The 25,686-nt window shown below is 40.8% G+C and carries 26 protein-coding genes and 2 pseudogenes; 13 read left to right on the plus strand and 15 right to left on the minus strand.

Annotated features, from left to right (window positions below):
* Positions 1-184: 184 nt before the first annotated feature.
* The 4 genes from nifU to nifB form a co-directional block, all read right to left on the minus strand.
* On the minus strand, positions 185-1,087 hold the full coding sequence (gene nifU, locus ACM0OW_RS04900) for a Fe-S cluster assembly protein NifU (RefSeq protein ID WP_414548924.1): 903 nt from the start codon (positions 1,085-1,087) through the stop codon (positions 185-187).
* 139 nt (positions 1,088-1,226) lie between these two features.
* Positions 1,227-2,429, minus strand: a complete 1,203-nt coding sequence (gene nifS, locus ACM0OW_RS04905; protein WP_414548925.1) for a cysteine desulfurase NifS — start codon at positions 2,427-2,429, stop codon at positions 1,227-1,229.
* Positions 2,426-2,779, minus strand: a complete 354-nt coding sequence (locus ACM0OW_RS04910; RefSeq protein ID WP_414548926.1) for a 4Fe-4S binding protein — start codon at positions 2,777-2,779, stop codon at positions 2,426-2,428. The genes nifS and ACM0OW_RS04910 overlap by 4 nt, the downstream gene beginning before the upstream one ends.
* Positions 2,780-2,890: 111 nt before the next feature.
* Positions 2,891-4,333: a nitrogenase cofactor biosynthesis protein NifB gene (gene nifB / locus ACM0OW_RS04915; protein WP_414548927.1), complete on the minus strand. Its 1,443-nt coding sequence runs from the start codon at positions 4,331-4,333 to the stop codon at positions 2,891-2,893.
* Between the two features lie 1,196 nt (positions 4,334-5,529).
* Here nifB and ACM0OW_RS04920 point away from each other — a divergent pair.
* On the plus strand, positions 5,530-6,477 hold the full coding sequence (locus tag ACM0OW_RS04920; RefSeq protein ID WP_414548928.1) for an NAD(P)-dependent alcohol dehydrogenase: 948 nt from the start codon (positions 5,530-5,532) through the stop codon (positions 6,475-6,477).
* Here the strand turns inward: ACM0OW_RS04920 and ACM0OW_RS04925 are convergent.
* Positions 6,468-7,877, minus strand: a complete 1,410-nt coding sequence (locus ACM0OW_RS04925) for a serine/threonine protein kinase (protein WP_414548929.1) — start codon at positions 7,875-7,877, stop codon at positions 6,468-6,470. The genes ACM0OW_RS04920 and ACM0OW_RS04925 overlap by 10 nt on opposite strands.
* A gap of 365 nt (positions 7,878-8,242) precedes the next feature.
* On the opposite strand from ACM0OW_RS04925, the gene ACM0OW_RS04930 reads away from it, so the two are divergent.
* A complete protein-coding gene (locus ACM0OW_RS04930; RefSeq protein ID WP_414548930.1) occupies positions 8,243-8,626 on the plus strand; it encodes a hypothetical protein in 384 nt (127 codons plus the stop codon).
* 166 nt (positions 8,627-8,792) lie between these two features.
* Here ACM0OW_RS04930 and ACM0OW_RS04935 read toward each other — a convergent pair whose 3' ends face one another.
* Positions 8,793-9,644, minus strand: coding sequence for an HIT domain-containing protein (locus ACM0OW_RS04935; protein WP_414548931.1), 852 nt, complete (start codon positions 9,642-9,644; stop codon positions 8,793-8,795).
* A gap of 936 nt (positions 9,645-10,580) precedes the next feature.
* Between ACM0OW_RS04935 and cysE the strand changes: the two genes are divergently transcribed.
* The 6 genes and pseudogenes from cysE to nifT all read left to right on the plus strand — a co-directional run bounded on the left by cysE (position 10,581) and on the right by nifT (position 13,877).
* Positions 10,581-11,333, plus strand: coding sequence for a serine O-acetyltransferase (gene cysE, locus ACM0OW_RS04940; protein ID WP_414548932.1), 753 nt, complete (start codon positions 10,581-10,583; stop codon positions 11,331-11,333).
* 2 nt (positions 11,334-11,335) lie between these two features.
* Positions 11,336-11,590 (plus strand): Asr1405/Asl0597 family protein, encoded by a 255-nt coding sequence (locus ACM0OW_RS04945; protein WP_414548933.1) that lies wholly within the window; start codon positions 11,336-11,338, stop codon positions 11,588-11,590.
* A 59-nt stretch (positions 11,591-11,649) separates the two neighbouring features.
* Positions 11,650-11,847, plus strand: coding sequence for a DUF2949 domain-containing protein (locus ACM0OW_RS04950; protein ID WP_414548934.1), 198 nt, complete (start codon positions 11,650-11,652; stop codon positions 11,845-11,847).
* Between the two features lie 443 nt (positions 11,848-12,290).
* Entirely contained in the window at positions 12,291-13,421 is a 1,131-nt protein-coding gene (gene nifV, locus ACM0OW_RS04955; RefSeq protein ID WP_414548935.1) for a homocitrate synthase, read from the plus strand.
* Positions 13,411-13,699, plus strand: a pseudogene (locus ACM0OW_RS04960) (nitrogen fixation protein NifZ). The gene nifV and the pseudogene ACM0OW_RS04960 overlap by 11 nt, the downstream one beginning before the upstream one ends.
* Positions 13,674-13,877 (plus strand): putative nitrogen fixation protein NifT, encoded by a 204-nt coding sequence (nifT, locus tag ACM0OW_RS04965; protein WP_414548936.1) that lies wholly within the window; start codon positions 13,674-13,676, stop codon positions 13,875-13,877. The pseudogene ACM0OW_RS04960 and the gene nifT overlap by 26 nt, the downstream one beginning before the upstream one ends.
* A gap of 385 nt (positions 13,878-14,262) precedes the next feature.
* On the opposite strand, the gene ylqF is transcribed toward nifT, so the two are convergent.
* The 5 genes from ylqF to ACM0OW_RS04990 form a co-directional block, all read right to left on the minus strand.
* Positions 14,263-15,147 carry a ribosome biogenesis GTPase YlqF gene (ylqF, locus tag ACM0OW_RS04970; protein ID WP_414548937.1) on the minus strand — a complete coding sequence of 295 codons (885 nt, stop codon included), beginning with the start codon at positions 15,145-15,147 and terminating at the stop codon, positions 14,263-14,265.
* A gap of 148 nt (positions 15,148-15,295) precedes the next feature.
* Positions 15,296-15,664 (minus strand): VOC family protein, encoded by a 369-nt coding sequence (locus tag ACM0OW_RS04975; RefSeq protein ID WP_414548938.1) that lies wholly within the window; start codon positions 15,662-15,664, stop codon positions 15,296-15,298.
* 16 nt (positions 15,665-15,680) lie between these two features.
* On the minus strand, positions 15,681-16,145 hold the full coding sequence (locus tag ACM0OW_RS04980; protein ID WP_414548939.1) for a CYTH domain-containing protein: 465 nt from the start codon (positions 16,143-16,145) through the stop codon (positions 15,681-15,683).
* 283 nt (positions 16,146-16,428) lie between these two features.
* Positions 16,429-16,596 carry a hypothetical protein gene (locus ACM0OW_RS04985; RefSeq protein WP_414548940.1) on the minus strand — a complete coding sequence of 56 codons (168 nt, stop codon included), beginning with the start codon at positions 16,594-16,596 and terminating at the stop codon, positions 16,429-16,431.
* 335 nt (positions 16,597-16,931) lie between these two features.
* Complete coding sequence (locus ACM0OW_RS04990; protein WP_414548941.1) at positions 16,932-18,758, minus strand: tetratricopeptide repeat protein; 1,827 nt, start codon at positions 18,756-18,758, stop codon at positions 16,932-16,934.
* A 417-nt stretch (positions 18,759-19,175) separates the two neighbouring features.
* Here ACM0OW_RS04990 and ACM0OW_RS04995 point away from each other — a divergent pair.
* Positions 19,176-19,532, plus strand: a pseudogene (locus ACM0OW_RS04995) (RloB family protein); the annotation flags it as partial.
* Between the two features lie 11 nt (positions 19,533-19,543).
* Here the strand turns inward: ACM0OW_RS04995 and ACM0OW_RS05000 are convergent.
* Positions 19,544-20,152, minus strand: coding sequence for a Uma2 family endonuclease (locus ACM0OW_RS05000; RefSeq protein ID WP_414548942.1), 609 nt, complete (start codon positions 20,150-20,152; stop codon positions 19,544-19,546).
* A 152-nt stretch (positions 20,153-20,304) separates the two neighbouring features.
* The gene (locus tag ACM0OW_RS05005) at positions 20,305-21,540 is read right to left on the minus strand and encodes an LL-diaminopimelate aminotransferase (RefSeq protein ID WP_414548943.1); all 1,236 of its coding nucleotides are present in this window, start codon (positions 21,538-21,540) and stop codon (positions 20,305-20,307) included.
* A 335-nt stretch (positions 21,541-21,875) separates the two neighbouring features.
* Here ACM0OW_RS05005 and ACM0OW_RS05010 point away from each other — a divergent pair, with 335 nt between their 5' ends.
* Together ACM0OW_RS05010 and ACM0OW_RS05015 are read left to right on the plus strand one after the other, a co-directional pair.
* Positions 21,876-22,148, plus strand: a complete 273-nt coding sequence (locus ACM0OW_RS05010) for a GlsB/YeaQ/YmgE family stress response membrane protein (protein ID WP_414548944.1) — start codon at positions 21,876-21,878, stop codon at positions 22,146-22,148.
* A 12-nt stretch (positions 22,149-22,160) separates the two neighbouring features.
* Positions 22,161-22,520 (plus strand): pentapeptide repeat-containing protein, encoded by a 360-nt coding sequence (locus tag ACM0OW_RS05015; protein ID WP_414548945.1) that lies wholly within the window; start codon positions 22,161-22,163, stop codon positions 22,518-22,520.
* Between the two features lie 129 nt (positions 22,521-22,649).
* Here the strand turns inward: ACM0OW_RS05015 and dcd are convergent, their stop codons facing one another.
* Together dcd and ACM0OW_RS05025 are read right to left on the minus strand one after the other, a co-directional pair.
* On the minus strand, positions 22,650-23,231 hold the full coding sequence (gene dcd, locus ACM0OW_RS05020) for a dCTP deaminase (protein WP_323213373.1): 582 nt from the start codon (positions 23,229-23,231) through the stop codon (positions 22,650-22,652).
* A gap of 55 nt (positions 23,232-23,286) precedes the next feature.
* Positions 23,287-23,823 carry a P-loop NTPase family protein gene (locus tag ACM0OW_RS05025; RefSeq protein WP_414548946.1) on the minus strand — a complete coding sequence of 179 codons (537 nt, stop codon included), beginning with the start codon at positions 23,821-23,823 and terminating at the stop codon, positions 23,287-23,289.
* Between the two features lie 303 nt (positions 23,824-24,126).
* Between ACM0OW_RS05025 and ACM0OW_RS05030 the strand changes: the two genes are divergently transcribed.
* On the plus strand, positions 24,127-24,681 hold the full coding sequence (locus tag ACM0OW_RS05030; protein WP_414548947.1) for an adenylate kinase family protein: 555 nt from the start codon (positions 24,127-24,129) through the stop codon (positions 24,679-24,681).
* A gap of 165 nt (positions 24,682-24,846) precedes the next feature.
* Positions 24,847-25,590, plus strand: a complete 744-nt coding sequence (rph, locus tag ACM0OW_RS05035) for a ribonuclease PH (protein WP_414548948.1) — start codon at positions 24,847-24,849, stop codon at positions 25,588-25,590.
* Positions 25,591-25,686 lie beyond the last annotated feature (96 nt).

Consider the following 25,686-nt stretch of genomic DNA (forward strand, 5'->3'; position numbering starts at 1 on the left):
CTTTGAAGCGAGTGGGATAATGCAATTGACAATTAGGTGTTTAAAACTTTCACCTATGTGCGGTTGCTGTGTGTTTTCAGTAGGAATGAAGCATTGATGGGGCGAAAATTATCTTTCAAATCCTACTTACTGTTCCTGCTCAATGAATAACAGGCTCTATTTGTGCAGTGTGTAAATCTTAAAGTTATGGTTGGACTGCTACAACTACCAGGTTCTTGCTGACACGATCTTGTAACCTGGCTTCGATCGCAATCTTTAAGGTGGCTGTACTGCTAGAACAAGAACCACAAGCTCCTTGGAGTACGACTTTGACTTTATCGCCTTCGACATCGTAAAGTTCTACGTCTCCACCGTCTGCAATCAGCACGGGTCTGACTTCTTCATCGAGAACTTTTTGGATGAGTGCAATTCTCTGCACGTTGGTTAGAGGTTTTTGTAATTGCTGCCCAGAGTTAGCAACTCCGACGCTGTGTTTGTTGAGAGCAGGTACGGCGGCTTTCTCCTTTACTTCTCTTATAATATCATCAATATTCGCTAAACAGGAACCGCATCCGCCACCAGCTTTTACATAATTTGTTACCTGTTCAGCATCAGTGAGATGATTTTCTGCAATTACACGGCGAATTTTGGCTTCGCTGATACCAAAGCAGCTACAAATTAATGCGCCTTCGTCATCGTCGTCATGGGTAGCGAGAGGGATGCCACGATAGTTATAAATAGCGGCTTCTAGCGCTTCTTGCCCCATGACAGAGCAGTGCATTTTGGCTTCTGGCAATCCGCCGAGGTAATCTGCAATCTCTTTATTAGAAACTTTCAAAGCTTCATCTAGGGTTAAACCTTTGACCATTTCGGTTAAAGCACTGGAAGAGGCGATCGCACTAGTGCAGCCAAAGGTTTGAAAGCGTGCATCTAAAATCGTATCAGATTCTACTTCAACTTTCAAATGTAATCTTAGGGCATCACCACAGGCAATACTACCAATTTCTCCCATTGCCAGTTTCACACCAGGTTCGTCGGTTTCTTCAATAGCTCCCTGGTTTTTGGGATTGTAAAACAAGTCTAATACTTTATCTGTGTAGTCCCACATGGTCGATTTTAGATTTTAGATTTTGGATTTTGGATAGCGCAGCGTTAGCGAGTCCGCGAGCGTCTTTTAGATTAGGCACTAGGGCGGGATGAGGGATGAGGATAATTTTCCCAATACCCAGTACCCATTACCCATTACCCTATCTATGAATTAATGCTTGTTCTTGTTCTTGTAGCCAACCCGCATCATCATTTTTGAAGGGGGACATGGCGCGTAAACGTTCGATAATACTGGGCATTACTTCGATAACTTGATCGATTTCGGCTTCTGTAGTGTAGCGACACAGGCTGAAACGAATGGAACCGTGTAAGGTGGTGTAGGGTAAACCCATAGCCCGCAGAACGTGAGAAGGTTCTAAGGAACCGGAAGTACAAGCAGAACCAGATGAGGCACAGATACCGTATTTGTTCAGGGAAAGCAGAATTGCTTCACCTTCTATGTACTTAAAGCCAATATTCGTCGTGTTCGGCAATCTCTGCGTTGGGTCGCCATTCACTTCGCAGTCGGAAATTTTAGCGAGTAAAGTTTGTTCCAGGCGATCGCGCAATTTTCTTTCTCTTGTGGTAGCCTCTTCTAAATGCAAGAGTTCCAATTCTGCCGCTTTACCTAGAGCAATAATCGCTGGGACATTTTCTGTTCCCGCCCGACGACCACGTTCTTGGTGTCCCCCAATTAACAAGGGACGAAACCGCACACCGCGCCGGATATACAAAGCCCCAATTCCCTTGGGAGCATGGATTTTGTGACCGGACAGAGTTAACATATCTATCGTGCTGGTCTTCATGTTGAGGGGAATTTTTCCCACTGCTTGCACTGCATCGACATGAAAGATAGCGCCAAATTCTTTAACTCTTAACCCAATCTGCTCAATGGGGAAAACCGTACCGGTTTCGTTATTGGCATACATAATTGTTACCAAAGCAGTGTTACCAGTCAGCGAAGCTTCGAGTTCAGCTAAATCTAGCTGTCCCTGATGATTTACCGAAAGATAGGTAACAGTGTAACCTTGGGTTTCCAGTTGTTTGCAGACATTCAAAACGGCTGGGTGTTCAACCTGTGTTGTGATGATATGTCGTCTTTCTGGGTGTGCTAACAGTGCGGCGCGAATGGCAGCGTTATCTCCCTCTGTACCGCAACTGGTGTAAACAATTTCTGACTCTTCAGCACCGATGAGCGTTGCTAATTGTTGGCGTGCTGTTTTCACGGCTTTGCCAACTTGTCCACCAAAGGTGTGCATACTAGAAGGATTACCGTAGTAGTCCCGCAGATAAGGCAACATCGCCTCTAAAACTTCTGGGTCTACCTTCGTTGTCGCATTATTGTCTAGATAAATGATGCTCATCCTGATACACCTATGACTTCGCTCTGATGGCGAGATAATTGTTCAGAGAATTTTGTGGAATAATAGTTAAACCAACGTTCCCAGTAATCTTGTTTGTTAGTTAATTTTGCTAAAGAGCGATTGTAATTAGCAAACCAGCTTTCCCAATAATCGTTGGGTTGTTTCACACAACCGGTGCAGGTGGGACAACCAGCTTGACACTGAGGAACGGAATAAACACTACCAACGCAGTTTGTGCAGAGTTCGGGGTCAATCCAATGATTACCGTCAATTACCTTCACTGCATTAGTGGGACATACAGACAGACAAAGATCACAGGAAATACATTGGCTAGTGACTTGATAAGCCATGATTATTCTCCTTTTGAAGATGGGGGAGTGGGGAGTGGTAAGGGATGAGTGGGGAGTGGTGAGTGGTAAGTGGTAAATATTCCCTATTCCCTACTCCCTACTCCCTATTCCCTAATTTCCTAACTCCTTTACATATTCCTCGTAAAATTCCAAAGCAACTTTTTCAATCACATCGTAAGCTTCGACGGTCTGTATTCCGGCTTCTTGCAGTTTCTCTTGAGGACAGTTACCAATCTTGGAAACTAAAACTGCTTTGCAATCCGCGATCGCTGCCATGATATGTTCAAAAGTGGCTTCTTCACTAAATCCACCTTGACAATACTGGTCAATCTTGCGATGACTGACAAAAGTAACTTGATTACCATCCACTTCGTAAATCTGGAATTCCTTCGCATGACCGAAGTGTTGGTTAACTAATCCACCGCCTTTGGTGGCGACTGCAACTAATATTTTGGGATTATTGGCAAATTTCTTGCCGGCGCTAGCCTTGTCCTTGGCTATTTTCAGTTCTTCTTTAAACTTCTCAATTCCTTCGTGAACAAGGGTGCGTTGTTCCAAGTCATATTCTGGAGTCATTTCCAAGAATTTATCTTTAGTAAATTCCTGACTGCGGTCTTCTCCTAATAATCCTACCGCATCGGCTCGACATTGGCGACAATGGCGCATCATTTTCATGTTGCCGGCACAATTGTCTTGAACTGACTTGACTTCTTTGGGTGTGGGGCCACGTTGACCTGTTAAGCCGAAATGTGTGCCGTGTTCCGGTGCAGAAATCAAAGGCATGATGTTGTGCAGGAAAGCACCATTTTCACGAATCATTTTATTGACTTCGATCAAGTGCTGATCATTAATTCCTGGAATCATCACGGAGTTAACTTTGCACAGAATATCAGCTTCTCTCAAAGCTTGCAAGCCTTCCATCTGCTTCTCTAGCAGAATCTTAGCCCCTTCAACACCTCTATAACGTTTCCGTTTGTAGTGAACCCAAGAATAAATCTGAGCGCCGATTTCTGGGTCAATGGTATTTAGAGTGATAGTAACGTGATCGATATTTAGTTGTTTAATGCGGTCAATGTATTCTGGTAACATTAAACCGTTAGTTGAAAGGCAAAGCTTAATATCTGGTGCTTTGTCTGCAATCAACTCAAATGTGCGGAAAGTCTTTTCAGGATTCGCCAATGGATCACCAGGCCCCGCAATTCCGACCACTGTCATTTGGGGAATTTTGCCTGCAATCACCAAAGCTTTGTGTGCAGCTTCTTCTGGTGTTAGCAATTCGCTAACTACTCCAGGACGACTTTCGTTAGCACAGTCGTATTTGCGGTTGCAATAGTTGCATTGAATGTTACAAGCTGGTGCAACTGCAACGTGCATCCTAGCGTAGTGGTGATGGGCATCTTCACTATAACAGGGATGTTGGGCGATGCGTTCTTGGAGCTTTTGATCCATTTCGACGGTGGTGCTGCTGTCGCATCCGCAGCCACCTGATTTTGCTTGGGTTGATGCTGCTTCCTGATTGGAGGAGGTGAGGAGTCCGTTAGACGGTAGTATCATTGAATTTCGCAAGGGTCAGTGGTGGGCTAAATGCCACAGTGGGAGATGCCGTTGCTACTGTCTTTACCTAAGAATTGAAGTCGCGTCTTGTAATCAGTTAACAGTTAACAATTATTACTTTGTTTACTGTTGACTGATATATAGCTGGTCTGTCTGAAATTTAGGATCTATCTGGGGTATTTGTGTGTGAGTACAGCCGCGACTTCGATTCACTTAAGGCATGGTGCTATCTCATCCCTCCACTCACTTGGCGCTTTTGCTTTTGGCTGGGCGTTGAGTGATTGGCGATATAAGATTTATAGCAGTCGTTCTCAAATGGTCGGCGCGTTTATGAAGTATAGAATTTATTGGATTTATTACGCTTGTACTCAAATCTGCAAACCCTATCTGTGTGGGTTTTACAAACATTAAATATTTATTTTTCGGGTAGGGGTGCTAGTATTTTTCAGTTGGGGTACGAGTATTTAGCAATAGGGGTTCAGGATTTCTTGGTACTCATCTGCAACCCAGTTGTAGAAAGGGTCTTAATCTATTTTCTCTTAGTTTTTCGGTACATAAATCTGTACTCAAATCAGCCTGAAATCCCATTTAAAACGACAAATACTAGGGAATTAAGGGGTGAAAAACTGGGACAGATTGATGTCGTACTACTCCAGAGCCGTCAAATGTCCCATTCTGTATCTAACATATCATTTTTTTTGAGGTAAAAATGCAATTTATATTTATTTAATTTTTTTTGCAGAAAATCAAGAATTAATCATTAAGAAATTGCCGGGACAGGATAATAAAAGGATTTCTGTTAATATTCATCATACACTTATTGATAATTTATAGCTACAAGGGCATAATGTGAATAATTGCCTACTGGATTTACTTGTTAAGGGCGAATGGATTGAGGATTTCGCAAAGTTAAAATTGAGATGTCGAGCATATCCGATTATGTATCTAACCTAGCATTTTTTTAGAGGAAAAAATGCGTTTTATATTTATTTTATTTTTGAGAGATAAAAATACCTATTCATTAAGCCTGGGGCTAATTGAAGAAACCTCACCCCAACCCTCTCCTTAGCAAGGAGAGGGAGCAGGAGTAAGTTGTTGACGATAATTCTGCCCAAAGATACTTTCGCCCTGTCCTGTAAACTGGGTTAATGGTTGACAAGAAGCTTTTTAGTTCAACAGGGTGGCAGGAGAAAAGCATGAAAGCGGTAGTTATCCGTCGGTATGGGTCGGCTGAGGTGTTGCAGTACGAAGAGGTGGCGCAACCGCAAATCAAGCCGAATCAGTTGCTTGTGAAGGTTCATGCAAGTAGCGTTAATCCCATTGACTGGAAAACCCGCCAGGGTATGCTGAGTTTGCTCTCAGGTAATAACTTTCCCCTGATTTTGGGGTTTGATTTGGCTGGGGAAGTGGTCGCTGTTGGTTCCCAGGTGAGAAGTTTTCAGATAGGAGATGCTGTTTATGGTAGTACTAGCTTCCCTGGAGGTGCTTATGCAGAATTTGCAGCTGTACCAGAAAATTTAATTGCTTCCAAGCCGACGAATTTGACTTATGAGGAAGCGGCTACTGTGCCTTTAGCGGCGCTGACGGCTCTCCAAGCGCTGCGCGACCAAGGAAATATCAAATCAGGTCAAACTGTGCTAATTAATGGCGCTTCGGGTGGGGTAGGTATGTTTGCAGTGCAGATTGCCAAGGCTTTGGGGACAGAAGTTATTGGTGTTTGTAGTACCAGAAATTTGGAGTTTGTGAAATTTCTAGGGGCGGATAGAGTAATTGATTATACTCAAGAAGATTTTACAGAAAATAGTAGACAGTACGATATTATATTTGATGCGGTGGGTAAGCGATCGCTCTCTAATTGCAAACGAGTCCTGACACCTAACGGGATTTACATTTCGACTTTACCTACACCAGAAGTTTTAGTCCAAAGTGTGTTAACAGCTTTCCTTCCTGGTCAAAAAGCCAAGTTTGTAATTGAAAGGCCTAACACTGAAGACTTGGTTTATCTGAAAGAATTAATTGAGGCGGGTAAACTGGGAACCGTGATTGACCGGAGTTTTCCTTTGGCTGAACTAGCTGCGGCTCATAATTATAGTCAGAGTGAACGGACTGTGGGTAAAATTGCCATAGTCGTGTTTCAAGATTGATTGAGCCAAGTTTGAATTTCATTAACTAACCAACCACATTCTTCTTCAGTTAAACGCCAATCTAAGTGCATACGATGACGATATGTACGGATAACTACTTGCCATCTGTGTTGGTCTGAGGAATTTTCACTTTGTTGACATACATAAATAGAGCGAATATTTGTAATGAAATCAGAGCTTGACTCAAATTTCCCAAACCAGCAGTTATTAAATAAAAAATATTTATCTTTGGCATCAAAACGAATATAACCACCATAGTGATTTTTATTAATCAAATCAACATCTCTATTTACAATTTTTTTAATTAATACATCAATTTCTTTGTTGGTGGAATCGTCTAGTATTTTCCATCTAAGTACTATCCATACTAATAGAATAAATCCACTAATTCCCAAGAATTGAACTCCCCCAATTAAAAATAAAAATAATGGTATCAATATTAACAATTTTTTGTAGTCTACTGGTTCTTTATATCGATAAATTTCTAATTCTTCTGGAGAGTTTTTAGTTACTACAATACAAGGTCTAATAAAGTGTATAGCTGGCTTTTTTTTGGTGGAAAATGTCTGAACAGAATTAGATTTAACTTCCTGAAAAAGTAACTCAAGAGATTCATTCGCAGTAGCAAATCTTTTTTCTAAAGCTGGGTCGGTTAATTTTTCAATCCAACTTACAAAATTGGCGCTCACATTGGTATAACCTGCAAATTGAATTCGCAAATTATTCTGAGGTAAATCAGCAGGGGCTACACCTGTGAGTAAATGAATTAAAGTAGCTCCTAAACCATATAAATCAGAAGCTGGTACAGCTCGTCCCCAAAACTGCTCCATTGGAGTATAGCCCACAGTACCCACTACAGTGAAGGTTAATCTGGTGACAGCCATTCGGTCTTGTACCGCACCGAAATCCACCAGATATATCTGTTTATCTTCACCCTGAATTAAGTTACTGGGTTTAATATCCCGATGGAGAACGGCTGGATTTAATTGATGGAGATAAATCAAAATTTGCAAAATTCCTTTGGCAATTTGTTTAAGTTCTTGCTCAGTAAATTTTGTACCTTTTGCTAACAAATCTTGTAAAGTGGAACCAGGAATATAATCTTGTACCAAACACCACCAACTTAGACCTGAGCCTGGCTGCTGGTCAACTAAAAAGTAGTCTCGGTACCGGGGTATTCTCTCGTGATTGAGATTTTGTAAGACTTGGGCTTCTCGCTCAAATAGTTTTAAATCTTCCCATTGAAATTCGGCACTAAAAACCAGAAGTTTGAGAATAACTAACTCATGATTTTCATTATCTAAATCTTTTGATAGCCAAGTCTGACGACCTGCCATAGTATGACCTAACTGTTGTTGAAGTTCATATCTTTTTTGCAATATTTGACCTGAGTTAAACACAACATCACTCCTGTTTTTATTTAAGGCTATGACTGCGCGAATTACTTTTATTTATGATGAATTAAGCTGATTTATAAATAAAAATAACTTTTAGCATATAGGTACAGATTCGGTTGAAATTTTGTAATAAATTTACTCTTAATTGTAACATTGCATATTTGAAATTGTGTTATTTGAAATAAATTGTAAAACTAATTACTTTTAATATTAAAGTTTCCAGTAAAAATACTTTGAAGATGGACGAGATTTATATGTGTTTGTAGATGCGATCGCATACTATGGACTTAGGCTGATATTAGCAACCAGCAGAATGTTTTACTAACCGAAAATCTTCTAATTGATAATGGTTTTATTGCAGCAGGCACATGATCTTTCTAAATATACCTAATGGTACTCGTGTTACTGAACGTACTAGCCAGTGGACGTTTGATGGTGATATTTTAGGTATCATGTCAGACAGTAGAGGTAGACTTGAAGCAGCTAGTAATAGTATTTTAGGTGCTACGGGTACAACATACCCTGGTTCCTTCAATGCTAGAGGTTTTGAAAATGGTTCTAATAGTGGTGATCAGTATTCATTCTCAGGTAACACTTTAGATTTAAGAATGAGAGTGACTCAACCTGGAGACTGGATTCGTGTAGTTACGGCTGCTACCTCAGTACCCGAACCTTTTTCAGTATTAAGCTTATTAGGTATTGCCGGAGTTTTTGGTTATGGCATCAAACGCAGAAAAAATTCACTAAGTTAATTCAATACTTTTCGGTTAAGGAGTGTAGAGACGTTTCATGGAACGTCTCTACAAGGGTTTTCGGCTCACGAATTTGCTTAACCGAGTAGTATTGCTACACATCTACGTATCTGTAAGTGCAAAGAGCCGGCTATGCCAATAAAAATTAAGTAAGAATCCTATATAACTATTTGCTTTTAGGAATAACTTTCCTAATACCACTTTTACCAACAGCATCACCTTTGTAACGAGGGATGACATGAATGCTGGTGTGCATAACATTCTGCCCGCCTTCTCGATTAATGTTCATTCCTACATTAAAACCATCAGGGGCAAATTCTGTCTTGAGCATTTCTTGGACTTTATTCACCATGAACCAGCAAGCAGACTGTTCTTTAAATGGTAAATCAAAATAATTGCTGACATGACGTTTAGGAATAACTAAAGTATGTCCTTTACTTATAGGGTAGCCATCCAACATAGCATAGGCGGTGGCTGATTCCGTTAATAATCTGAGATGTTTATGAGGATTGCAAAATATACAATAATTAGTTGAATTTCGTTGTTGATTATAATGAACGTACTCATATACTTCCCGCATCTCATCTGAGTGTAATGAATGAAAGGGAAGTTTAGCTAAACATTGATATGTAGGCTTTTTGTGGACATAATGTTCTCTAAATCCTTCTCTTTTAATATCCCTTCTCACAGCATAATAAGCTTTACCTCCTGGTTTTAATAAGTGGGATACTTCCATAAGGATATTAGCTTGTTCTTCAGGGAATACAACATTTAAAACATAAAAGCAAATTATTGTATCGAATTTACCTTGAGGATATTGGTCAAAATAATGCGGGTCATAGCCTGTAATATCCAACCCTTTTTGAGCTAACATTTTAACATCATTGCCAAAGCCACAACCAAAATCTAGGATTTTTCCTTGAAGCAGGTTTTGATTTAATAAAAACTGTGCTGGAAATGATAAATAAGTTCTTTCTATGGCGGTGAGATGGCTAAATGTATTTTTTTGCTGTTTCATGGAATCTGGAGATGCACACCATCCAGTCTTAGCACAGTTGATACTTAATCGCCTTAAGTGCTATCACTTAAACACCAAAGACGGGCAAGATGCCCATCGGGCGCATCCCAGTTTTTATTTGTCAGTAAAAGAATAATCTTGTCATTGCGTTCGCGTAGCGACTCGCAGAGAGGAGGAACGACGTAAAGCCTTCGGCATAGCTAGAGCCTCCGGCACGCTAACGCGAACGCTTACCGCGTAGCGTGCGTGTCGCCTTGCGACTCAGAAATCGCATGGACTCGTTTTTAGTGAGAGATTTTGCGATTGCTTCACTCCACTTCGTTCCGTAAGTCCTTCGGACACGCTACGCGAACGCAATGACGTACTAAAAAAGTGGGATGCTCCCATGCCCATCCCACAAAATGGGATAATTTATTTTATAGTGTTCTCTGAAGCAATTGGTGTAAGATATGTGTTTAGAAAAGTCATTATCTATATTTACAAAACGTATATATACACACAGACAACAAAACCTAAAATAAAATAAAGAAACCTGTTTTTTCCTCAGCTAAATATTAGAATAAGAATCGTAGCTGAGTATACAGATATATCATTTGTTGTTCTCTCTACCTCATCTTGGCGCGCAAGTGAGTACAACTTAATAAATTGCAAAATAACTTGCCTAATTCGCTGCAAACTCTTACAGGTAAAGTTCTTTGTGGTGAGTACAATAATTCTGAAGCCTCTACCCTAAAAACACCAGTACCCCCATTATTAAATACTAGCACCCCCACCCCAAGGGAAATTTTAAGTTTATCTTAAATCAGGGTTTGAGATGCTTGAGTACAACTGTAATTAATCCAATAAATCCAATCGGCGTTTAATGTACTGTCCAGTTGGGAGTCACCTGATATAAGCATAAAAATAGCACATGGCTCTTTGAACCAAACACTACCGATGCAACAGTCATTAAACAGTATCAAAAACCGTCAGGCTGCAATCAAACCACGTTCTCCAAAGACATCTTTGCTAAAAAATCTGTTCTCTGGTGCTTTTTTAGAACCACTTTTGAGTGATTTTAAAATCATCTTTGAACGCGACCCAGCAGCACGGAATTGGCTAGAGGTGGTGTTTTGCTACCCAGGGTTACACGCTCTGTGTTTGCATCGTCTCGCCCACTGGTTACACTGTCGGGGTGTGGGTTTCATTCCCCGTCTGATTTCTCACTTGGCGCGATTCTTGACAGGAATTGAAATTCACCCAGGTGCAGAGATTGGTAAAGGTGTGTTTATCGACCACGGTATGGGTGTGGTGATTGGTGAAACTGCCATTGTGGGCAACTATACGCTAATTTATCAGGGTGTGACTCTGGGCGGTACTGGTAAGGAAAGTGGTAAGCGTCATCCTACGGTGGGTAACAACGTTGTGGTGGGTGCGGGTGCAAAAGTTTTGGGAAATATTCAAATTAGCGATCGCGTCCGCATTGGTGCTGGTTCTATTGTTTTGCGTGATGTTCCCCCAGATGCAACTGTCGTCGGGATTCCTGGTAGAATTATCTCTCCCAAACCAAACGCTAACCTGCATCCCCTAGAACATGGAAAACTCCCCGATGACCAAGCGACAGTAATTAGTTCTTTACTCTCCCGCATCGAGAAACTAGAACAGCAACTGCAAACCCAGGACAAAGAACTGTTGACCAAAAATCGTTAATCATGTCCCCACCGAATAGTTCTGACCCCCTTGGCGATCAAGTTTTGCAGATTCCCTTGTGCGATCGCTGGCGAATTTCCCAACGTTTACAAGAATTAAAGATTCCCTGCTGCTGTCACAGCGATGGTTCCCTACGAGTCAAAGTCAATAACCTCCTAGAAGCCATTCTCATCCGCAGTACCTTAATGCAATTTCTCGCCTCTCGCCACGAATTAGTAGATTGGCTAGAACGCTGCTGGAATACAAAAACCTCCTAAACTCTCCCTCTGCGCCTCTGCGTGACACGAAACACAATCAATACCTAGCAAACGCGACTATGACCACCTGTAACAGCGAGAGAAAATTGCTCAATTTTTTACATCAAGAACTCGAACTGACAAATGCAGATATCGCTGTAGCCCAAAGACATCGTAAATTTGATAATGGTCCCTTACCCATGCTCCTTTGGCAATATGGATTAGTCAACTTAGAGCAACTAGAGCAGATTCTCGATTGGCTAGATGACCATCACTAACAAATTTTTTGTCTAACTTCCAGTGTATTAGCTTGCCCACATGATCACAACTAAATGCCGTGTCATTATTCGAGCAAAGGACTATATTGGTTAACTTTATTGCCATATTTGCTATTCTGCTGTATTGAGAATTTGCTAATAGTTACCTTAATGACTCGCTATTATAAAATACTTGATTTAGCAATAGTAAAAATGATTCTAAAATATACCTATATTTGGTTCTCTTCCATACAGATATGATGTAGGAATTTAGCTATGATTTAATAATCATGAACATGAACTATTAAATCTGAGAGTTTATAGCATTTACCATTCATCATAATGGCTACGCCAAGCTAGCTATCAGCATTTGTATTAGGCATTTACCATTACAGAATTTTCAGCTAAATAAGTTCCCAAAGCAGAAAACATATTAAGAATAATTCCTAAAAGGGATGTGTGAGATGAATGAAATCTTAATTAATGACACTACACTACGTGATGGTGAACAAGCGGCGGGTGTTGCATTTACCTTTGAAGAGAAAATAGCGATCGCACAATTTCTCGATGCGATTGGCGTTCCCGAACTAGAAGTGGGAATTCCCGCAATGGGCGAAGCAGAAACCCACGCTATTCTAGCAATTGCTGACTTGGGTTTGCAAGCAAGTCTTCTCGGTTGGAACCGGGCGGTGATTTCCGATATTAAAGCTTCTATCACCTGCGGGTTGAAACGAGTACATATTGCGATCCCCGTTTCTGGAATCCACATCGCCGCTAAATTTCATGGTCAATGGCGGGTAAGTTTGCAGAGACTCAAAGACTGTATTAGCTTTGCGGTTGATCAAGGTCTTTGGGTAGCAGTAGGTGGCGAAGATTCTTCTAGAGCTGACCCCAATTTCCTGTTAGATGTCGCCCTGAATGCTCAAGAATGGGGCGCATCAAGGTTCCGCTTCTGCGATACTGTGGGAGTTCTCGACCCCTTCAGCACCTACGCCAAAGTCAAACAGCTAGTTTCGGCTTTGTCCATTCCCCTGGAAATCCACACTCACAATGATTTTGGCTTGGCGACTGCTAACGCCTTAGCTGGTATCAAAGCGGGAGCCACATCTGTAAATACCACAGTCAACGGGGTAGGCGAAAGGGCGGGAAATGCAGCTTTAGAAGAAGTTGTCATGTCTATTAAACGCATCTATGGGATCAATTTAGGGATTGATACTCGCCGTTTGGTGGAACTATCGCAACTGGTAGCTTCAGCATCCAATTGTCATGTCCCACCTTGGAAAGCAATTGTAGGTGAAAATACCTTTGCTCATGAATCGGGAATCCATGCTCATGGCGTACTGCAAAACCCCCTCACTTACGAAGCATATGCACCCGAAGAAGTAGGTTGGGAACGGCGTTTAGTCGTGGGTAAGCATTCTGGAAGACATTTGGTGACCAGCTTGCTACAGCAAAATGATATTTTCCTCAACCCAGAGGAAACCCAGTCTGTTTTGGATGCAGTCCGCCAGCAGTCGGTAAAGCAAAAACGCAACTTAACCGTTGAAGAACTTTTGAATTTGGTAAGAGAACAGAGGTACTCTCATGCAACCTGATGAATTAGAGCTAAATTTACCGCCTGTTTTTGAAATTGGTCAAAAAGTCAGACTTCGCAAACTGATCAAAAATGATGGGACGTTTGCTGGTAGAGAAGTCGGGGAGGTTTTAGGGAACAAAGGAGATATTGGTTACATAGCAAGTATAGGCACTTATCTACAAAATTCCTATATTTATGCGGTGCATTTTTTGGAGAAAGGGTTCGTTGTCGGTTGTCGGAAAAGAGAACTAGAAGCGGTTGAGGAGAATTCATGAAAGTAATGTTGCGGATGAATGATGCAGGAACTTTGGTGGCTTATGTTGCTAAAAAAGACCTGGAAGAAGAAGTTGTTAAACAAGCAGATAGTAACGATGGCGTGGTTCTCACTTTAGCAAATGGTTGGGAATTAGAATTTAGTGCATTACCAGATAAAGCAAGTTTACCGTTAACTGTGGAAGCTAAACGGTTGTCTTAAAAATAAATTTTGTCAGGGCTTAAATTGAAGGATAATGGTGGGTTACGGACTACCGTCCTAACCCACCCTACTGGAATAATATCATCAGTGGGTCATGTCATGTAAGGCTATGTTAATTAGTTCTTCACTCACTCCATGACGTTTTAAATTTTCAATAAAAGTGGAAATTTCCTGATTACGACTTTCTAAATAATATAAAATTGCTGCTATGGGAGATGAGTGAAAATTAATTTCGTATTTGCAGTCTGTTGTTAAGATAATAGCAAAAAAGCGATTCTTACGGAGCGCTTCGCTCTCTCTTCATCCTAAAAATCGCCTCTTATTTTATATCCAGCAGTGCGATATCAGAGCGCTCTAATATCGCACATTCCCAGTTAGCTTGTAATCAAAGGCTAGGCGGTAATTCCAACGGGATTGTGCCTAATAAGCCTTTACGAAAATCTGTTAACAGGTGTCTGGCGGTGCGTTCTACGTCGCCTTTGTAACGATGTTCTGCTAAAGCGTGTAAATAACTTTCTCCGGTGTACATTACGGGGTCAAGTTGGTAGCGGGTATATAAGGGTGATGGTGGTAATAAATGTCCGGCTGTCTCTTGCAGTTCGTTGAGTAAATCTATGAAGGCGGCGGCTACTAATTGATTATCATAAGATGCTTGACCAATATCATCACAAATTGCTAATTTAATAGCTGCTTCTTGATTTCCCATTCTCAAAGGTATAATACCAGGAGAATCTAGTAATTCTAAGTGTTCGGAAATTCTCACCCAACGTAAGGAACGAGTTACCCCCGGACGGGCTGCACTTTCGACGACTCGCTTTCCTAGAAGACGGTTAATTAAGGCTGATTTACCAACGTTGGGAAAACCAATAACTACAGCCCGGACTGGACGAGGTAACATTCCGCGATCGCGTCTTCTTTGATTTAGTTGTATTCCTGCTGCTTGGGCGGCTTTGGCGATCGCTGTTATACCTTGACCTTGTTTCGCATTAGTAGAATAGGCGACTTCACCGTGACGCTTAAACCAATCTACCCACTGCGATCGCACTTGGGGCAAAATCATATCTAATCGGTTTAATACCAATACCCGTGGTTTATCTCCCACCCATTCATCTATTTGGGGGTGATGTGTCGCCAAAGGAATTCGCCCGTCTCGGACTTCTAGTACCACATCTACCCGCGTTAGCTGTTCTTTCAGCTTCTTTTCCGCTTTAGCAATATGACCTGGATACCATTGGATCAGGTTTAATTTATAGTTTTGAGTTAAAGACATACTTAATTACCAATAACCACTAATTATAACATTTTTTTAAGAAGTAAACCAACCACAGAGGCACAGAGGACACAGAGAAATCAGGAAGAGAGAGGTTTATTGAGTTAGGTTTTTGGGTGTTTGTTTATTTGGAAGTTATTGATTGCGTCTATTTTTGATGTAAGATCAAGCGATTGCCGTCGGGGTCATAAGCGTAAATTTCTCTACCGTGGGAAGCTGTGGAGATTTCGCCGGGGGGTGGATAGCCTAAGTTTGTCAAGTGTGCGATCGCTTGTTCTAAATTATTCACTTCTAAACACAAACTTATCTGACTGTTTGCTGAGTTGGCAAATTCAGATGTATGGTTTTTTTGAGGTTGAAAAATCCCTAATCTTACCCCAGGAAGTTGAAACTCTGCATAAACATTGGGGATAAAAGATGTTGGCTTTTTATCAAGTAATTGCGTATAGAACTTTACCAGATTTGCAAAATTAACAGATGCTATGGTAACGAGTGCTTCGGTATATTTAAAAAACATATTTAATTAGTCACAATTACCATTGTGAAAAGGGATTTGTTACCAAATAGCTGTTGAAATATCTCGGATCATGAGATACTTCTTCACCAATCCAAGGTGGTAGTGAAATCTGTTGATTTATATCACTGAGTTCGACTTCTGCTAAAATCAGTCCTTTATTCAGACCATCAAACTCGTCTATTTCCCAAATCAAACCGTCCCATTCTACTTTGTATCTAACTTTTTCGATAAAAGGTTTTTGACACAATGTATTCAGCATTTCTTGAGCATCTTCTACTGGAATGGGATACTCAAATTCTAATCTTGAACATTCAACACTAGGCCCTTTAATGGTTAAGTAACCTTGATTTCCGACTATCCGCACTCGGACAGTAGTTTTATCTTTTGTAGCAATGTAACCTTGACAATATACACTGCCTTGAGCTAATTTTCGCCAACTATCATCTTTGAGTAAATATTTACGCTCTATTTCTTTAGCCATTTTGTTAAATGATTCTTATTTTTGGCCAAATATGAAAAAATTAAACAGGTTTAAAGTTTATAATAAATTGGCTCTGGTGTCTATGAATAAAGTATAATATAAAACAACAGGCCATCAAGTTGTAAATGACCTGAAATTAATGATTAATGCGATCGCTTGGCAAAATTCTGGCTCATGGTATGATTTCCAGAACAGAGTATTAGCGACCGCATTGCTTAATTTCTCTCATGAATATTTTAGTAATTACTCAAATGAGAGAACATTCAACTTAATTAAGGCGGATTTAGCAACCGCGCCCGATGCGTCCTGATCCACGGTCAAAGTTAAGTCCACCGTCATAGATATAGTTAGAAGGAGGTAGGTGTTTAGCACTATCGTTTCTCTGAGAAATAGCCAGAGAGGACATAGACGCTTGCAAACCTACAAACAAGCCAGAGGTGAAGCGATTCATAATGTTAGTTTGGTAAGTTGATCGTAATTTCTACAAGCACAGGAAGTTTACGAAGAGAAGATTCCACAAAGCTTTGAATATATTCTAGCAAAGTTATGAGCTATGCAACAGCATTACAAGCCACATTAGCAGAGCATGATAACCAAACAATAATAAAAAATAGACAATTCTCTACAATTATTTCGGAAACAACTGGTGAAAAAATGCAGAGAAGTTACATATACAGCAATGTGCATTGACATAAATTACAGATTTATTTCGTGGCTGCATCTGTGGTTGATTACTTTTTGATGTATTACATACATTCGGAAATTACTGTAATTTGTTTAGAAAAATTATGAATTTTCAATTTGTGCGATCGCCTCAATAATTTGTTGATAATATTCTATATTTCCATCTCTATTATAAATATCCGCAGATTTTTGGAAATCGGCAATCGCGCCATGATAATCTTCTAGCCGACGGCGGATATCACCCCGCAGCATTAAGGCTGAAGCCCAATAAGGCTGACGTTGAAGGGCTTGGTTCAAATCAACCAAAGCGGCGGTTAAATCTCCCAGCATCGAAAGGCTACGTCCACGGTTATACCAGTCTTCAGCTCTACTAGAGTCTATAGCCAGAGCTTGATTATAATCTTTGATGGCTCCTTGATAGTCTTGCAGAGCATAGAGAGCATTGGCGCGATCGCTATAAAATGTTGCTGATTGAGGATTTCTTTTTAATACTTGGGTGTAATCTGCAACTGCACTCTGATAATCTTTCAGTGCATAGTATAAAGCAGCCCGATTGTAATAAGCTTCGATCAGATCAGGATTGCTTTCTAATGCTTGATTGTAATCCGCCATTGCCTGCTGTTCATTTCCTAAAAAACGATGAGCATTACCACGGTTACAATAGGCTTGGGAAAACTCCGGAAACAGCTGAATGGCTTGAGTATTATCGGCGACTGCGGCCAAGAAATCTTGCAAAATCTCGTAAGCAATTCCCCGACCATAATAGGCTGGGGCTAAATCAGGATTAATCTGCAATGCCATTGTATAGTCTTGAATAGCCCCTTGATAATCTCCTTGACTCCGACGAGTTGTAGCGCGATCGCAGTATCCTTGGGCTAAATTGGGGTCAAGTTGTAAGAGTCGATTACTATCATCAATTGACCCTTGGTAATCTCCCAGTAGACGACGCACATTAGCCCGATAGCCGTATACTAAAGCTAAGGTGGGATTTTTGTGTAATGCTTGGCTATAATCCTCCAGAGCTTGGTGATAGTCTCCTAAAGCTTCTTGAACCAAACCACGTTCACAGTATGCTTGGATATCATCCGGGTTCAATATCAGCGCTTGGTTAAAATCAGTTAATGCTTGCTGAAAATCTTTTAGACGAAAATAAACCAGACCCCGATTGTAGTATGCTTCTGCAAAATTGGGATGAATTTTTAAAGCCTGACTGTAATCTTTGATAGCGCCGTGATTATCTTGTAGAGCATAGCGGGCATTACCCCGATTATGGTAAACTTCGGCTAAATTGGGATCTAGTTGTAAGGCACGGTCATGTTCAGCGAGCGCTTGCTGATAATCTCCTAAAATATGATAGATATTACCCCTACTGCTGTAAGCTGGGGCAAAATAAGGATGCCATTGTAAAGCTTGTTGAAAATCAGCGATCGCGCCTTGATTATCGCCACAATTGCAACGCGCCACACCCCGATTATGTAAAGCTTTGGCAATATCGCAGTTAATTTGGGTAGCTAACTGAGGACTATTTTCGATTGCTTGTTGATAATCCGTGATCGCTTGGTTGTATTTTTCTAAAGCTAAGTAGGCATTACCCCGACTGTGGTAAGATTGGGCAAAATTGGGTTTGATTTGTATGGCTTGGTTATGGTCAGCGATCGCACCCTCATAATTGGCTAAGAAGTAACGCCCATTTCCCCGGTTGCAATATGCTTCAGCAAACTGGGGATTAATGTCTATTGCTTGATCAAAGTCAGCGATCGCGCCATGATAATCTTTGAGTTCAGCACTGAGAATCAGACCCCGATTATAGTAAGCTTCGGCGTAGTCTGGATGTAGCTGAATCGCTTGAGTATAATTTGCGATGGCTTCTTGATAGTCACCTTGCAAATGTTTGTTAAATCCCTGTTGGAAAAATTCGTCCGCATTCATCTAAGTTTGTCTGGGTTATGACACTCCCGACACTCATTGTAAGCCGATCTTAGTTTCACATCAATTTATTTGAGTTTGTTTGTGCGATCGCCTCCCTGGATCATCACACAACTAATCATCTATCCCTGTAAAGACAAATAAAATGTAGGGTGTGTTGTCGCACAGCGCAACGCACCATCAACACTTCGGCTGCACTCAGTGTAAACACTTCAAAGTACGGTAGCCCTACAGTTAATTTATATTTCTTCATATACATCTAATTTTTTCATTTGTATTCATTTTATTAGTGCGTATGTACTTATAAATTTATCGGTTGAGAATATATCCATAACCGCTATGCTTAAACAAGATATTTGTGAAATTCTCACGAATATGTCCTTTAGGAATAGAACTTAACTATGCTCTTGGTGCGTATTTGACCGAGATGATTGCCTGAAGCAAGATTTTAACAATGCAATAGAAAATGCTAATAAAGCAGGGTTTAAAGTTGCATATTCTAATGAGGCATTTGAATTATGGTATTTATTGCATTTTCAATTTCTCAATACTGGACTTCCTCGCCAAGATTACATTCCTAAGTTAAATAAATGTCTGAAAAACCCATATCAAAAAAATAGCGATTCAATTTATGAAGAGTTAGAACATCTACAAGCTACTGCTATCAAACACGCTATAAATCTTCTGAAGCAATATAATCCTCATAATGCCGAAAGTGATAATCCTTGCACAACCGTACATCTTTTAGTTGAGGCATTAAACGAATTTATTCCATAATCTAAATAATTTTAACCCAAACTTGCTTTCACTATTTCCCGAAATGCTAGTATAGCTTCTAAAGGATCTGGTGCGATCGCATATTCTGCCAATATTGCTAAATCCAGATTTGGCAATAACTCACTCTTGACAAATTGTTGATAATTTTCACCCTGCAAAATATAAACTTCAAATTGATTATTTCTAAAAAACCAAACTTCCTTGACACCTAAAATTTTATAAACCTCTAATTTATCCACACCCCCGCTAGTTACTATTATTTCAATCGCTAAATCTGGAAATTCTTTTTCTGTACCGATGCAGTATGATTCATCTGGTTCTGTACCACCTCTGCTGGCTGGTTTGCGGAAAGTGGTAGAACCTAGAGGAAAATAACGAATACGTTGTTCTTGAAAATAAGCCTCAAGCAAAGAACCAATATTTTTTTTATTCCGTTCGTGGCGGCGACTTGGTGACACCAGTTCTATAACTCCATTTAAATATGTAACTCTATATTGCCGACTGTCACCTAAATCATTGAGTAACGCTTCATAATTTTTCCAACTGACACCAGTAATTATTTGTCGTTCTTCTGGATCTTCTGCTTGTAAAAGTTCAGATAATTCTTGAAGTAAAACCATAGAAGTTGTTAATAGTGAATTACTGCTAACTTGATCATATTTTATTTTTATATGAGGAACGAACCGCCAAGACGCATTCGCGTAGCGTCTCCCCTTGGGAGAAGAACGCCAAGGGAAGAGGGTTTATGGTGGGCAATGCCCACCACAGATTTTTACACCTTAAACTTTTCGGTAATTCGCTTCATTGCTTCTTCGACATTTTCCCGACTATTAAAAGCCGAAATGCGGAAGTAGCCTTCACCCGCAGCCCCAAAACCAGATCCAGGTGTACCCACTACATTCACTGTTTGCAGCAGCTTATCGAAAAATTCCCAACTAGATAAGTTATTAGGAGTCTTCACCCATACATAAGGTGCATTTACCCCACCATACACAGCTAATCCGGCTGCTGACAGTTGTTCACGAATAATTTTGGCATTTTCTAGGTAAAAACTCACCAAGGCTTTAATTTGCGCCTGTCCTGCTTCGGAGTAAACCGCTTCTGCACCCCGTTGGATGATGTAGGAAACGCCATTAAATTTAGTCGATTGGCGGCGATTCCACAGCTTCCACAGTTCCACATCGGAACCATCAGCTGCTTTTGCTGTTAACGTCTTGGGTACAACAGTTAACGCGCAACGGGTTCCGGTAAAACCTGCATTTTTAGAGAAGGAACGAAACTCAATGGCACATTCCTTTGCGCCTTCAATCTCGTATATGGAGTGAGGAAGGGCGGGATCGGTGATATAAGCTTCGTAGGCAGCATCAAAGAAAATAATCGAGTTATTTGCCTTGGCATAATCTACCCAGGCTTGCAGATATTCCTTGGTAGCAGTTGCACCTGTGGGGTTATTGGGAAAACACAGATAAATTAAATCAACTTTCTGGGAGGGAATTTCAGCCTTAAAGTTATTATCAGCCGAAATTGGGAGATAGACTAAACCGCCAAATTCGCCTTTATCGTTGGCATCCCCGGTATTACCAGCCATCACGTTAGTGTCTACATAGACGGGGTATACAGGGTCAGTAACCGCTATAACGTTATTTTTGCCAAAAATATCGAGAATGTTGCCTGTATCGCACTTAGAACCATCGGAAATAAAGATTTCTGAGGCATCTATGTCAGCCCCTCTAGCTTGAAAATCTTGGGCTGCAATTTTTTCTCTTAACCAAGCATAACCTTGTTCGGGACCATAGCCTTTAAATGTTGCGCGATCGCCCATTTCTTCCACAGCCTGAATCATTGCTGTGCGGCACGCTTCCGGCAGAGGTTCTGTCACATCGCCAATACCCAACCGGATAACTTTAGCGTCCGGATTTGCTTCAACAAAGGCATTCACCCGCCGTGCAATTTCGGGAAACAGATAACCAGCTTTCAGCTTCAGGTAGTTGTCGTTAATCGTTGCCATAGTGGAATTTAAAAAAACAGTCTAGATAAAACAGCTTATCCCCTTTCTTTGTCAAGCTGCGCGAATTTGCTCGTAGTTGCGCTTTAGCGCTAAAACGTCACGACAAACTATGATAATTTATTCATGCCGACTTCTCACGCTATACAAGCCATTACCCAGAGTTGATATGTGCAGAACTCATACAGATTGCATAGGAGTATATACCAAAAGAAGTGGTAATTATCCAAATAGTTGGTTGCGGTTCTCAATAATTAGTTCCGATGACAGATTTAATGCCAAGCCTTGAATTGTTAGTCTATGTCTGAACGGTAAAAATATTTACTAAATTAAAGATCATGAACATTCTTGCTTGGATTGTATTAGGACTAATTGCTGGTGCGATCGCCAAGGCTATTTACCCCGGACATCAAGGTGGCGGGATTTTAGGAACAATATTACTGGGAATTATCGGTGCTTTTGTTGGTGGTAGCTTGGGGGTATTTTTTAGTACAGGAACCTTTGCTCTCACGGCTCCGACTCTCAGTATTACGGGTATCATCTTAGCCGTACTTGGTGCGATTGTGGCTATCTTCTTGTGGAACTTGCTCACTTCTCGCAGTGCTGCATAAATTGAGGTAGATATGGATGTAAATAATTTTTTGCAACGTTATGCTTCTGGAGAACGAGATTTTGATCAGGTTGATTTAAGTAGAGCTAATCTAGGCGGAGCTATTCTACATAAAGTGAATCTGAGTGGTGCAAACCTTAGTCAAGCCAACCTGAATAAAGCACATCTCGAAGATGCAAATCTCAGTAATGCAGATTTAAGTACAACTTATCTGACAGCAGCTAATTTAGAAGGTGCTAACCTGTCAGGAGCCAATCTGCATAAAGCTGATTTGGATCGTGCTAATTTACGATCAGCAAATTTGACTAATGCTAACCTAGAGGGAGCAAATTTCCGCAACGCTACTCTCCCCGATGGTACAGTTTCAGATTAGACATTAGATACCATGACTGGTGTGTTAAGAAGCAAGATTTATCTATATTTTTCTACCAAAATTCTGTTAAATATTCACACCAAATTGCTGCTGAAATTTACTCAGCAGCAATTGTTTATTTTTTGACTTCTAAACCTTGGCAATGGTGACATTTTGTGGTTGATTTTGATACTTGCCAAAGCGCTCTGCGTAAGTTGTTTGACATGGTTCTCCTTCTAAAAACAGCAGCTGCAACACACCCTCATTAGCATAGATACGACAGTCTGCACTAGAAGCATTGCTGAACTCTAGAGTCAAGAAACCTTCCCATGAAGCTTCGGCAGGAGTTATGTTAGCAATAATCCCACAACGCGCCATTGTTGATTTTCCAATACAAATAACTGTAATGTTGGCAGGAATCCGCAATCTTTCCAGAGAGACACCTAAAGCATAAGAATTGGCTGGAATAATAAAAAACGAGCCATCTTCATCGGTTTGCAGTGCAATAGATTCTAGGTTTTCAGGATTAAACCGCTTGGGATTGACAACTGTACCGGGAATATGTCTAAAAATCCGAAAATCTGTGGGAGATAATCTCAAATCATAGCCATAGCTAGACAAACCGTAACTAATTACTCGCCTGTCTTCAATCTCCCGCACTAGAGAAGTTTCAAATGGCGAAATCATCCCTAGTTTGGCTTGTTCAATAATCCATTTATCATTTTTTAGCACGTTTGACCTCTTTTTCAATAAATCTACAAAATATCAATTACAGCAGCGAATAAACTTAAGGTCGATGACTGCGACGGATTTCAGTAATTTGGTCTGCCACATCTAAGATAGATTTCGGCATCTCTGTTCCTGTGAGAATGATATCGACATGAGAAGGGCGTTGTGCAATAAATTCTAAAACTTCAGTTTCGGGAATTAAGCCAAAGTTAACCGCTAAACTTAATTCGTCTAAAACTACGAGAGAATATTTACCCTCGCCTACTATTTGTTGGGTATATTGCCACAATTTTTGTAAAGCTTGGTTTTCGGCTTCGTCTAGATGCGGTGTGTCGATGCAACGTGGCAAATCACAGCGAATCCAATCTAAATTTTGTCCTAATTGAATGGGTCGCTCTTGACCTTGACGAATACCACCTTTGAGAAATTGTACTACTAATACTGATGTACCTTGACCTGCAATTCGCAACGATTGGGCGATTACATCAGTAAAAAAAGTGCGTTGTGTACTAGTAAAAACTTGTACTAGTCCTTCAACGGGATAGGGTAAGCTGAGAGTTGAATTGACGCTGGAAGTTTCTAATTGGGCAACCATAGGGGAAGTTCAAGAAATAGCAAAGAATTAGAGAATTGGGGCAAAATTTCCACGAGTAGGGGCTGTTTTACAGATATCATTCATTATTAACAGGGATATTGGTAAATCGGCCTCTACCTAAACTTGTCTGTAAGACAAGCATGATTGACATTTCGGTTTTTTGCATGAAACTAATAATTATACATAATTACTTGCAAATTCTGGGAACAGGAAATGGGAAAATCCCTGTATTAACTATCATCTTGATTTGAGCAAAATAGATTTAGATTGTAATTAATTTTACTTATAGAGGAGTGAATTATCGTGAGATTAGTGATTTTGGGAGGTTCAGGATCGGGTAAAAGCACCCAATCGCAACAACTTTGCAGCAATTTTGGGATACCTCAAATTTCTACAGGTGAGATGTTAAGGGAAGCGATCGCTAGTATGAGTGATCTAGGTAGCTATGCACAACCTTATGTCACAAAGGGTGAGCTAGTCCCAGATGAAATTATGATTGAATTTATCCGTTTGCAACTCAAAAAGCCTGAAGTTAATCAGGGTTGGGTTTTAGAGGGTTATCCCCGGACTGCGTTTCAGGCTGAGGAATTAGATTTTTTGTTAGATGATTTAGGACAAAAGTTAGATTGGGCTATTTATTTACAAGTACCAGAAGCTACTATGGTACATCGCTCGTTGGAGCGTTCTCTTTCAGATGACCAACCCGAAATTGTGCAGCGCCGGGTGGAATTATTCTACGATCGCACTATTCCCATCCTCGAATATTACGACCGTCGCCGTCGCCTGTTGACTATCAATGGCGACCAATCACCAGAGTTGGTAGAGCAAAATATTTTAACCCTGCTTTCTACCCCATAAGTTTTGATAAGAAGCAGGGGAGAAGAGGCAGGGGGGTAGGGCGCAGGGCGCAGGGGGGAAGAAACTTACTCAAAACTTTCCCCACTCAGAACTTTCCCCAGAAAAGACGGTATCTGGTAATGTGAAGGCAGTTTAATTGTATATAAAATTTCTGAGGCAATTCTCATGGTTTGGCAGCGTCCTGATGGTCGGCAACCTGAAGTATTACGTCCCATCAGCTTTCATGCCGGTTTTACTCGCTTTGCTCCCGGTTCGGTTCTGACGAAATTTGGAGACACTCAGGTACTTTGTACTGTCAGTGTGAGCGAGGGAGTACCAAAGTTTTTAGCAGGAAGTGGTAAAGGTTGGTTAACATCTGAATATCGAATGTTGCCTTCAGCCACACAGGAACGGCAAGCACGAGAATTGTTGAAGTTGTCTGGAAGAACTCAAGAAATTCAACGTTTAATTGGACGTAGTTTAAGAGCAGCAATTGATTTTGAGGCTTTGGGAGAACGCACGCTAACTGTAGATGCTGACGTGTTGCAAGCCGATGCAGGTACTAGAACCGCAGCAATTACAGGCGGGTTTGTGGCCTTAGCTCATGCCGTGTCTCAATTATTGCAGCAGGGTGTCTTAGAGCGATCGCCTTTATGTGGGCAAGTAGCAGCAATATCTGTGGGTTTATTGCAAGGGCAGCCATATTTAGATTTAAATTATCTGGAAGATTTAGCTGCAACTGTAGATTTTAACGTGGTGATGAATCAACAGCTAGGTATAATTGAAGTCCAGGGAACAGCAGAAGAAGGCAGTTATAGCCGGACTCAGTTAAACCAGCTACTAGATTTTGCCGAAAAAGGCATCCAACAATTGTTAATCGCTCAGAGAGAAGCAATCTCAGGTTGGGATCAGCTGTTCATGAGGGAGTAGAGGGAGACGCGATCAATCGCGTCTGTACAAGAAAGGGTTCCTCGGCCTTGTCGGCTTGTGTCTAATTCAGGCATCATGTTAAAAGTTTCAAAAGTT

The organism is Anabaena sp. CCY 0017 (assembly GCF_963920885.1).
Classification (GTDB): Bacteria; Cyanobacteriota; Cyanobacteriia; order Cyanobacteriales; family Nostocaceae; genus Nodularia.